This window comes from Microcystis sp. M53602_WE12, from assembly GCF_030065455.1.
GTDB lineage: Bacteria > Cyanobacteriota > Cyanobacteriia > Cyanobacteriales > Microcystaceae > Microcystis > Microcystis aeruginosa.
Genome location: NZ_JASJFB010000240.1, coordinates 1 through 10,727 on the forward strand (window position 1 = coordinate 1; position 10,727 = coordinate 10,727).

General features: G+C 45.3%; 9 protein-coding genes and 1 pseudogene. 7 read left to right on the forward strand and 3 right to left on the reverse strand.

The window, feature by feature from the left end; translation table 11 throughout:
- The 7 genes and pseudogenes from PX482_RS08735 to PX482_RS08765 form a co-directional block, all read left to right on the forward strand.
- Positions 1-369 (forward strand): IS4 family transposase (locus PX482_RS08735; RefSeq protein ID WP_288122326.1); only part of this gene is annotated, 369 nt, incomplete at its 5' end.
- 209 nt (positions 370-578) lie between these two features.
- Positions 579-2,447 (forward strand): serine protease, encoded by a 1,869-nt coding sequence (locus tag PX482_RS08740; protein ID WP_288093554.1) that lies wholly within the window; start codon positions 579-581, stop codon positions 2,445-2,447.
- Positions 2,444-3,181: a FlgD immunoglobulin-like domain containing protein gene (locus tag PX482_RS08745; RefSeq protein ID WP_288093556.1), complete on the forward strand. Its 738-nt coding sequence runs from the start codon at positions 2,444-2,446 to the stop codon at positions 3,179-3,181. Before PX482_RS08740 ends, PX482_RS08745 begins: the two co-directional genes overlap by 4 nt.
- Positions 3,178-4,406 (forward strand): annotated as a pseudogene (locus PX482_RS08750) (hypothetical protein). Before PX482_RS08745 ends, PX482_RS08750 begins: the two are co-directional and overlap by 4 nt.
- 164 nt (positions 4,407-4,570) lie before the next feature.
- Positions 4,571-6,622, forward strand: a complete 2,052-nt coding sequence (locus PX482_RS08760; protein ID WP_288122328.1) for an NAD(P)H-quinone oxidoreductase subunit 5 — start codon at positions 4,571-4,573, stop codon at positions 6,620-6,622.
- A gap of 148 nt (positions 6,623-6,770) precedes the next feature.
- Positions 6,771-6,971, forward strand: coding sequence for a hypothetical protein (locus PX482_RS27655; protein WP_012266167.1), 201 nt, complete (start codon positions 6,771-6,773; stop codon positions 6,969-6,971).
- Positions 6,972-7,219: 248 nt separating this feature from the next.
- Positions 7,220-8,026, forward strand: a complete 807-nt coding sequence (locus PX482_RS08765; RefSeq protein WP_002763514.1) for an MlaE family lipid ABC transporter permease subunit — start codon at positions 7,220-7,222, stop codon at positions 8,024-8,026.
- A 411-nt stretch (positions 8,027-8,437) separates the two neighbouring features.
- Here PX482_RS08765 and PX482_RS08770 read toward each other — a convergent pair whose 3' ends face one another.
- From PX482_RS08770 to PX482_RS08780, 3 genes are all read right to left on the reverse strand, one after another.
- Positions 8,438-9,685 carry a glutamate-5-semialdehyde dehydrogenase gene (locus PX482_RS08770; protein ID WP_002763515.1) on the reverse strand — a complete coding sequence of 416 codons (1,248 nt, stop codon included), beginning with the start codon at positions 9,683-9,685 and terminating at the stop codon, positions 8,438-8,440.
- A gap of 10 nt (positions 9,686-9,695) precedes the next feature.
- The gene (locus PX482_RS08775) at positions 9,696-10,103 is read right to left on the reverse strand and encodes a hypothetical protein (protein ID WP_002763516.1); all 408 of its coding nucleotides are present in this window, start codon (positions 10,101-10,103) and stop codon (positions 9,696-9,698) included.
- A gap of 185 nt (positions 10,104-10,288) precedes the next feature.
- Positions 10,289-10,657, reverse strand: coding sequence for a zinc ribbon domain-containing protein (locus PX482_RS08780; RefSeq protein ID WP_288026383.1), 369 nt, complete (start codon positions 10,655-10,657; stop codon positions 10,289-10,291).
- Positions 10,658-10,727: the final 70 nt, after the last annotated feature.

A 10,727-nucleotide genomic window follows, 5' to 3' on the forward strand; every position in this document is an offset into this window, starting at 1 on the left:
AAACTGCAATTAGAAACGGGTAGGAGAATTGAGATGGCTTTAGCTACCTATTCAATTGTAGCTTGGAGATTACTTTGGTTAACCTATCAAGCACGCTTACACGGAGAGGAGAGTTGTGAAAGTTTTTTGGAAGAACATGAATGGCAATCTTTGTGTGCCACTATTCATAAAAAGAGTCCGCCACCTGAAAAGCCGCCCTCCTTTCGAGAAGCGGTCAGAATGATTGCTTCTCTTGGGGGGTTTTTAGGTAGAAAAGGTGACGGTGAACCTGGTGTTAAAACTATTTGGTTGGGACTGCGAAGGTTACATGATATCAGCGAGACTTGGAAACTATCTCATCAAATTAGTTCCCCCATAGAACCCCCTTGAGCCATCTGGCACACTTTTCTCTTTTTGTCAAATTTTATGTTAAGAAAGATGTGACTAATGGATAGCCTTATCAAGGTAGCAGGGGGGATCAGAGGCAAAATCTATCTTCAATGTAATTATAACTACTTACTTAACCGACTAAGATGCAGCAATGTTCCTGACTCCATTGCTATCTGTTAACCTATAGATAGAATATTTTAAATCAGCTTATGAAAGTGGTGCGGCTGGCTTTGGTGTTAACTTTGGCATTGATGATCATGCCGCCGACAACAGTGGCACAAACACTGGAGCAGTTATGGCAACAGGGTGAAACCGCTCAAGCGCAAAAAAAATACCCGGAAGCCGAAAGAATCTGGCGACAAATTATTCAGCTTGATCCTAACAGTGCTGTGGCTTTTAGCAATCTCTGCGCCGCGCTATTCCGTCAAAATAAGTTAGACGAAGCACTGATTTTCTGTCAAAAAGCCCTCGCTCTCGATCCAAAACTTCCAGAAACCTACAACAATCTCGGTAACGTGCTGAGGGTCCAGAAAAAACTGACGGAGGCCGAGGAAATGTACCGTAGGGCGATCGAGCTTGATGATAAGTATGTCCGTGCCTACAACGGTCTCGGTATCGTGCTGGCAAACCAGAAAAAACTGACAGAAGCCGAGGAGATGTTCCGTAGGGCGCTCGCTCTTGATGATAAGTATGTCTTTGCCTACATCGGTCTCGGTAACGTGCTGAGGGCCCAGAAAAAACTGACGGAAGCGGAGGAAATGTACCGTAGGGCGCTCGCTCTTGATGATAAGGATGTCGATGCCTACAACAATCTCGGTAACTTGCTGTATGACCAGAAAAAACTGACGGAAGCCGAGGAAATGTACCGCAAGGCGCTCGCTCTTGATGATAAGTTTGTCTTTGCCTACTACAATCTCGGTAACGTGCTGAGGGACCAGAAAAAACTGACGGAAGCCGAGGAAATGTACCGCAAGGCGCTCGCTCTTGATGATCAGTATGTCAATGCCTACAACAATCTCGGTATCGTGCTGGCAAACCAGAAAAAACTGACGGAAGCCGAGGAAATGTACCGTAGGGCGCTCGCTCTTGATGATAAGCTTGCCCCTGCCTACATCGGTCTCGGTAACGTGCTGAGGGCCCAGAAAAAACTGACGGAAGCCGAGGAAATGTACCGTAGGGCCTTAGATTTACCAGATACTACTGGGACTCCCACTACCACTCACACCCTTGCCCATAATAATTTGGGTCGGCTCCTACAGGAACAGGGCAAGCTAGAGGCAGCGATCGCTGAGTTCGAGAAGGCGACGAAAATCGATCCGAAGTTTGAATTTACTCGCAATAACCTGCAAGAGGCCTGGCGCTTGTTATCGTTGCAGCAACAACCGGAGCAGATCATCGCTTTGAATACCACTAAATATCTACCCCAAGAGGATCCCCTCACCCGGATCAAGCGATCGATCGTTAAAATCAGTGTTGTCTTTACCGGTAACGCCAAGGGGACTGCCTACGGTACGGGTTATGTGATCAAACGACGGGGAACAACGGTGTGGATTATCACTAATCGTCATGTGGTGGTCGATCGCGACACGGAACAGAGGGGCGATAATCTGGAAAATAATCTGGAAGTGGAACCCTATTACGGCGAAAATCTACCCAACCTCCCGCGCGATCGTGCAGTGGCTAAAATAAGTCAGATCACCGAACCCCAAGAAAACTTGGATTTAGCTTTGCTGGAAGTCACGGGTTTACCAGACGATATCAGTCCTTTAACCTTTCATCAAGGCGAAATTGCCCCAAACACACCGATTTCTATCATCGGACATCCTGAATCAAAAGATTGGTCGAAGTACGAGGCGATTACCATCGGCATTCAGTCTAGTAGCGGCAATTTATTAATCGATGTGAGTCTGGCCGTGGGGGGGTCTGGTAGTCCAGTATTCGATCAGGAAATGCGGGTGATCGGATTGATGTTTAAAACGATTAACGAGTCCCAAATCGATTCTTCCGGTATCGGTTTCGCTTACCCAATCGATCGAGTTCTCCAAAAATTAGCTCAATGGCAGGTGGTTGTACCATGAAAAAATCATTTATTGCCCTCAACTTAACAATTCTTAGTCTTATTTTGGTCTCGTTCTTCCCTATTCAAGCTCAAAACTGTGGGACGGGAAATACTAGATCTAGCAACTATATCCAGAGAGATAATGACAAGCGCTGTGAGGGAATAGCTCCGATCGAGACTGCGGGCAGTTTTAGTCTTATTTCCCTTTCTATCGGCCGGATTCGGGAGATGACTGACTCCCTAAAGTTGGAAGTGCCTAGTCGTAATAACCGAGCGCCAAAAGTGATAGTGCGTTCTTTGCCAAAAAATTATCAACTCGATCCCCTCACCTTGCGTCCCCAAGGTTCTCGCTATCAATTTAAATGGTCTAACTATGTTATTGATCGCGAAGATATCGCCCTTGAAAGTCTGCGGGCCACGGCCTCTATCAGTGACGGTAAATTGATCTATTTGCCAGTTATTTTTAATCCGGCAAAAACCTATGATATCGTCCTTTTTGCTAATGCGCGTAGCCAGATCAAAGAATTACAAATCCTCCAGAACAACGAGGTTATCTATGAGACTTCTCGCCCTAACTGGCAACCAAAAGGGGAAATTTTCTTTACTTGGGATGGTCGTACTTCTGATGGTAAACTGGCTAAGGCGGGATTGTACGAATTGCGAGTCAAAGCTTTATTAGAACAAGATGATGCTCCTCCCAGAAATGCCCCGATTAATATAACTTTTGAACATAATCCCCAGTGGCTAAAATGAAGTCCAAGCATAATTTTAAAAGTTTCTGGCGATTTATTAGGAAAAATCTCAAGTTTTGCACAGTTTTTATAGTTACTCTAGCACTGGTTTTCCTGTCGATTTTTTGGGGAATTATCCCAGTTAAACAAAACTTTGAAGGCAATTTATTGGTAAAAAGCTTTAGTTTTACCTGTCAAGAAAACGAAAGTTTATTGCTCAAAGATGTCGATAATCTTTCCCAAATAGATCTATCGGGACTGAAAAAATTTACCCTCGCTGGCATTTTTAGCAGTCTTGCAGATCCCGAACTGAATAAACGAGAGCGACTAGAAATTGAATCAATCCGGGAAAATAGCACTTTAACAATTACCCCGACGGCGGATTTTATCCTGCAAGAACTCCGTTTACAAAAAGAAACTAGAGTAAAAAATCTCAAATACGCTCCTTTTAATAATCGTTTGGCTTTTAGTTTGCAGCCAAATTCTCAACCAGTAAATTTATCATTTAACCCTAGCGGCAACCCGATTAAAATAACTCTTTCTGGTTATAAAATTGCTAATTTACCCCAAAAAAAAGAGGATATTCCCCTCGAATTTAATCTCAGTACCACCGAATTTAAATTAGAAATACAACAAGCGATCGATGTTAATTTACAACTTTCTCAAGATCAAGAACAGCCTATTTTTTGGCGCAATATTAAAGTTAATAATGTTAGATTTGAGCGACCGATTATCACCGGTAATAATGTGAGAGATGACTTAGTGGAATCGACAATTATTTCCGGTAATATCCGGATGGCTCAACAGGATCTTAAGCTAGAAGAAAATCAATTCCTGATCGTCGAGAAACCGGGGGTAGAGATATTAAATCAGATAAAAATTATCCGAGAGGATAGTAACCAAAACCTCAAACTAAAAACCACGGGGGAAAACTTGCAGATTACCGAGGCATCACAAGGTTTAGAAGTGAGCGTTTCCGGCAATAAGCTAAACGGCTTTTACTTCGGATCACCGATATAGACTCCAAAAGGGTTATAGCTGTTGGATCATGCAGGTTAAGCGCCGTTTAGCTTACCAACAGCATCCAAGTGGGGTTAAATCCGCGACTACCGATCGCCCAAATTCAAGGCAGTTTTTTATCCCGTTATCTTGGCAGCGAGGCGATCGTGGCGATAATTTCCTTTTCTGCTGGTTTGATTGTTTCCTTGCTTTCGTGGTTATTCGATAATTTTCCCGCTTCTCCCTAAAAATTACCGTCCCGCTCGCTAAACTGCCAAATTGATAAGATCCTTTGACCTTTCGCCGCCCTATTAAGCAAAACTAGGTATAAACACTTTCTTAAGAATTAACCTATGTCACAATAGATGAAGATAAACCAAATAGTGTGAAGTTGTAAACTAGGTATTACTGAATGGAACCGCTTTATCAGTACGCGTGGCTAGTTCCCGTCCTGCCTTTGGTAGGCGCTACCCTAGTCGGCGCGGGCTTAATTTCCTTTAATGAAGTCACCAATCGTCTGCGACAGGTAAATGCTGTATTGATCATTTCTACCCTCGGCGCGTCGATGGTGCTTTCTTTTGCGCTGCTGTGGAGTCAAATCAATGGACACGCTCCCTACAACCAAATGATCGATTGGGCATCGGCGGGTAACTTTCACCTGAAAATGGGTTATACGATCGATCACCTCAGCGCTTTAATGTCGGTTATCGTCACCACCGTGGCCTTTTTGGTGATGATTTATACCGATGGTTACATGGCCCATGACCCCGGTTATGTGCGTTTTTACGCCTATCTGAGCATTTTTAGCAGTTCTATGCTCGGTTTGGTCATCAGTCCCAACCTCGTCCAGATCTACGTTTTCTGGGAATTGGTGGGGATGTGTTCCTATCTGCTGGTAGGTTTCTGGTTCACTCGTCCGGCGGCCGCCGATGCCTGTCAAAAAGCCTTTGTTACCAACCGCGTCGGCGATTTTGGCTTATTACTGGGAATGCTGGGTCTTTTCTGGGCCACCGGCAGCTTTGAGTTTGATGTCATGGGTGAACGTCTAGAGGAATTAGTCTCTTCTGGAGCCATTGCCGGCAGTTTAGCGGCATTATTCGCCGTTTTAGTCTTCCTCGGTCCCGTGGCCAAGTCGGCCCAATTTCCCCTTCATGTCTGGCTACCGGATGCCATGGAAGGTCCGACCCCGATTTCGGCCCTGATTCACGCCGCCACGATGGTGGCCGCCGGAGTTTTCCTCATTGCTCGGATGTATCCCGTTTTTGAGCCAATTCCCACGGCGATGACGGTAATTGCTTGGACGGGGGCCTTTACTGCCTTCCTAGGGGCAAGTATCGCCCTCACCCAGAATGATATCAAAAAGGGTTTAGCCTATTCCACCATCTCCCAATTGGGTTATATGGTTATGGCTATGGGTATCGGCGCTTATAGTGCGGGATTATTCCACCTGATGACCCATGCTTATTTTAAAGCGATGTTGTTCCTCGGTTCCGGTTCGGTCATCCACGGTATGGAGGATGTGGTCGGTCATGAGCCGGTTTTAGCGCAAGATATGCGGATGATGGGCGGTTTACGCAAGTATATGCCCATTACTGCCCTAACTTTCCTGGTGGGAACTCTGGCCATCTGTGGGATTCCTCCCTTCGCTGGTTTCTGGTCGAAGGATGAAATTCTCGGTTTAGCTTTTGAGGCGAACCCGTCCTTATGGTTAATCGGTTGGGCCACTGCGGGTTTAACGGCTTTTTATATGTTCCGGATGTACTTTAACACCTTTGAAGGGGAGTTTAGAGGGACTAATAAGGAGATTAAACGCCGACTGTTAGCCAATGCGGGTGCGATTCCGGCTTTTGGACCGGGGGCAATGAATGTTAAGCAATTGGACTCGGAAGCACAGGAAGAAGACAACCACGGCCATCATGCCCATGAACCCCACGAATCGCCAATTACGATGACTTTACCTCTAATGATTTTAGCGGTTCCTTCTTTGTTAATCGGTTTGGTGGGTAAACCTTGGCAGAATTTCTTCGAGGGTTTTATTCATGTTCCTAACGAAGTAGTGGAAGAAGTTCATGCTTTTGATTGGACGGAGTTTCTGATTATGGCGGGTAATTCGGTGGGGATTGCTTTAATCGGGATTACTGTCGCTTCTTTGATGTATCTCCAGAAGAAAATTGACCCCGCAACTATTGCCGAAAAATTCCCCGTTTTGTATCGTTTTTCCCTGAACAAATGGTACATTGATAATCTGTATGATCGAGTTTTCGTCCAGGGTTGTCGTCGTCTCGCGCGGCAAATTATGGAAGTGGATTATCGCGTTATCGATGGGGCAGTGAATTTAACTGGTTTAGCTACTCTTGTCAGTGGTGAAGGTCTCAAATACCTCGAAAATGGTCGCGCCCAATTCTATGCTTTAATTGTCTTTGCCGCAGTTTTGGGTTTAGTAATTGTCTATAGTCTGGTGTAGATTTTTAATCGGTTGACTAAAGATTTTTAGGGGCGCAAAGCCCCTTTTTTCAGCTTTAAGTCCCCCTTTTTAAGGGGAATTTAGGGGGAGCAAACTTTTTCAGCCAACCCTATTTAGGGGCTGCTGAAAAAGCTTTTCTGGGGGCAGGGTGTGGGGTGTGGGGTGTGGGGTGTGGGGTTTGATCGATTTTCAGGTGGTCAACTACCTAATTTTCAGGGAAAAAGTCCCGGAATTTTCCCCCCTATCCCCGCAATGGCTGGCACTTTTTGAGGGGAAAAAAGTCCAAAAGTCTTATCCAACAAGGTTTTTAGATTTATTCAGCCAACCCTATTTAAACCGCTTATACTAAATCCGTTGAGTATAGGCTACTTATAGAGGAGAGGCACTCATGCAACAGGCAAGAGGCAAAAGGGGGAATAAATAATCAGTTTTTAATAACCAGATTTAGTATCAGTTCCTCTGAACTTAGATGTTCGGCTAAGTCAGCTTTCTTGGGCATTTTATCTCCTTGTCTTTACTCGTTTTATTATAACAGGATTTGGTATTAGAAGACAAAACAGGATAGACTTTTCTCTAGTCCGATCGATTTTGGGGACAATGAAGGATTTATTGGCGATTTTTAGCAAGGAATTAAGCTCTTGGTTTCGGCGCTGTTGGTTAGCGGTACTATTGACCGGCAGGGTTTTTTACTTCCTATTCACGCGCCAACCCGATTGGCGCGTCACCCAAGAACAAATGGTAGCAGCCGGGCCCGCCTCGCTGATTATCGCCATGATCACGGCCGCGGTGATCGGGATGATCTTTACGATCCAAGTGGCCCGGGAGTTCCAAGCTTTGGGCGCTGGCAGTATGGTGGGGGGAATTTTGGCCCTTGCTCTCGGTCGGGAACTCTGTCCGATTATGATGGCGATCGTGGTAGCTGGTCGGGTAGGATCGGCTTTTGCGGCGGAAATCGGTACCATGAAGGTGACAGAGCAGATCGACGCACTCTATATGCTCAAAACCGATCCCGTGGAATATCTGGTGCTGCCCCGTTTAATTGCCTGTTGTCTGATGGTTCCCGCTTTGAGTGTTATGGCGTTGCTGATCGGTTTAGGTAGCGGTTTGCTAGTCGGCCAAAGTTTATACGGGATTGCCAATTCAGTTTTTCTCGACTCGGTTCGCGGTTTTCTGGGTGTGGGAGATGTGCTGAGTGGACCGGTTAAAGGGTTGGTTTTTGGGGCTTTAATTGCGATTATCGGCTGTAATTGGGGTTTAACGACCGATGGCGGTGCTAAAGGAGTCGGCCAAGCTACGACCGCGGCCGTAGTCACTATGCTCTTAGCGATTTTTGTATCTAATCTGCTGATGACTTGGATCTTGTTCCAAGGATCTGGCAATAGTTCGGTTTTGTTTGGACAGTAATTTCAGTTAAAAACTGTCATTTTCTCGCCATTGTTCTAATACTAAATCCAGTTATTAAAGACTGATTATTTATTCCTCCTTTTGCCTCTTGCCCCCGCCCCCCCCGATGTCGTAGGGTTGATTCATGAATCAACCCTACCCCTACCCCCACGAAAAACTTTTTGCCGCAGACCACTAGGTAGGGTTGGCTGATGTTGGGTAAGACTTTTAGACTTTTTTTCCCTCAAAAAGTGCCAACCATTGGAGTGATCGGGGGTAAAATTCCTGGACTTTTTCCCTGAAAATTAGGTAACTGACCCCCTCAAAATCCCTAAAACCCCACACCCCACACCCCACACCCCACACCCTGTCCCCACGAAAAACTTTTTGCCGCAAACCCTAGCTAACTTAACAATACCCAGTTCACCAAAACTACCCCTGCACCACCTGTTTAAGGGTGGTAAAGGTTTCTAGGTTGATTAACCCCCGGCGCTGGCCTTTTTGGTTGGAAATGCCCAAAAACACCGATTCTCCCTGTTTGGGATTGCGATCGAATCGGGGTGAAGAATTGATATAAACTAAAGCACTATCGGACTCCATGGCGAATTGACGACTTTCTCGATAGGATTCGGTGACAATACAATCCGCGTGACCGCTACTATACTTATTAATCCAAGCGATCGCATCAGTGAGGGTATCCACTAACCTAAAGGCCACCGTTTTTTCTAAATAGGGTCTTTGCCAATCATTATCGGTAGCAATGGTTAAATGTTCGGGAAAATCCGCCGCTAATCGGTTATCTCCCCGCAATTTAAAGCCTTTTTCCTGCAAACTTTTAAACAAACGACTTAAAGTTGAAGAATTGTGATGGGGACTAATTAAAACTTTTTCGATCGCGTTAACCGGATCGGGTATGCTGCCATGACTATCGATAATTACCTGACGAGCTAACTCCAAATCGCCACTAGGAGACCAATACAAATAACAGTTTCCCATGGCCGCACGCAAAACGGGAACCGTGGCCAATTGACTCACCCGACCGATTAAACTAGGGCGACCGTAGGGAATAATCAAATTAACATAATTTTCCTGCGTCAGCAACTCCTCTAGGGAGGGACTAGAATCGCAGGGTAAACCACTCACACAATCCACGGGTAAACCCACATCTTCCAAAGCTTCTTGGATAATTTCCGTAATCACTCCATCGGAATGACTAGAGGCATTGGAACCGCGAATAATCAAACTATTGCCACTTTTTAGGGAAAATCCCGCCGCTACCATCGCTAATTCGGGAAAACCTTCATAGACTAAGGCAATCACTCCTAAAGGCATCCTTTGGCAATAGGTTTGGGACGGATTAAGTTGATAGGCCGCGTTAATTACCTGTTGCAGCGGATCCGATGCTTCCGCTAGTTGTTGCAATACCTCCACCGTCGTCTCTAAACGTTCGGGAGTTAACCGTAACCAGCGAATCATTTGTTCTGAGACGGCCATCTCTCGACTGACTTCTAAATCGAGGGTATTGGCTTCTAAAATGCGATCAAAGCCAGTTTTAATGGCATTAGCGATCGCGATTACCCCGCGATTTCTTTCGTTGCCATTGAATTGACCTAGATCCAGAAAAGCATTGTATGCTTGCTTAAAGATCGTCGGGGGGGTTTTGGGGGAACTTTCGATCATAGATTCTTGTCTAGCGTCGATAGGCTAACCAAAAGATGAATGCGGGCAAAATAACTAATAGCATAACTAGAATTGCCCCAAAAATCACGCTTACCCCCGGCGGTGATTTTAAAATTAAGGGTAGCCAAACGATCGATAATAACAGAATTATCCCCACCATCAGGGGTAATACCTCTTGTCCAAAGCGCCGATTCGTACTCACCCAACGAAATCCCGTCCAGCGCCAACTGCGTTTATAGGGATAGTGGGGGGCTAATTGTTCGATAATTTGACCGTTTTCCTGTAGCACAAATATCTGTTGACAGCGATCACAGCCAAAGGCATCGGTCAATAAAATCGGGCACAATGTCCCTTTCCGACGACAGGGACAAGGATAGTCTTGGTGTTGGTCGATTTTGGTATATTTATGCGGTCGCACAAGCTAAATTTTTGTTTATCAACGTTTGTTTTTAGTTGCTCGTGGTCAATGGCTAAGGTATTCAACGGTTGCCCAAAATCCTCAACCCTATTGCTCACGGGTAATTCCCATCTTAAGGTATATCCCTAAATTATTCATCCTGACCTTAAGGTATATTTCAAGATTTTATGAACTACTCCAATCCGCTACGCGCTCGATTGGAGTTTCTGACGATTCTTCGTCCCTAGATGCCTCATACTTCCGCACAAGGTAGCGCTAGACGACTCTGCATCTAAAGAGGCTCGTTCCAAGCCCCTAGCATAATTGAGCATAACTTGTGCAGCAGCTACATCTCGATCACAAGAATAGCCACATTTCTCACAGCGATGAACTCTTTCGGCTAAAGATTTCTTCTTTTGATGACCACAATTAGGACAAGTTTGGGAGGGTTTAATTTTTTGGGTAGGAACCTCAACATAAAAACCCCCAGCTTCCGTGACTTTTTCTGGCTCTTCGGTTTGTGTTATGCAATGGACGGGGGTTATAAGGGATGGAACCCTTATAGAGAAAGGCATTTAGCGATTTTTGTCAATTGTTTTTGCTCTAGAGCGAACTAATCAATTAAGTCTCTTGCCAGATAAGGAT

What these genes read in the sequence shown, in the direction of transcription:
- PX482_RS08740 (WP_288093554.1), top strand. Translation starts at nt 579, where the DNA reads ATGAAAGTGGTGCGGCTGGCTTTGGTGTTAACTTTGGCATTGATGATC.
- PX482_RS08770 (WP_002763515.1), bottom strand. Translation starts at nt 9,685, where the DNA reads ATGATCGAAAGTTCCCCCAAAACCCCCCCGACGATCTTTAAGCAAGCA.
- PX482_RS08765 (WP_002763514.1), top strand. Translation starts at nt 7,220, where the DNA reads ATGAAGGATTTATTGGCGATTTTTAGCAAGGAATTAAGCTCTTGGTTT.
- PX482_RS08780 (WP_288026383.1), bottom strand. Translation starts at nt 10,657, where the DNA reads ATGCCTTTCTCTATAAGGGTTCCATCCCTTATAACCCCCGTCCATTGC.
- PX482_RS08745 (WP_288093556.1), top strand. Translation starts at nt 2,444, where the DNA reads ATGAAAAAATCATTTATTGCCCTCAACTTAACAATTCTTAGTCTTATT.
- PX482_RS08760 (WP_288122328.1), top strand. Translation starts at nt 4,571, where the DNA reads ATGGAACCGCTTTATCAGTACGCGTGGCTAGTTCCCGTCCTGCCTTTG.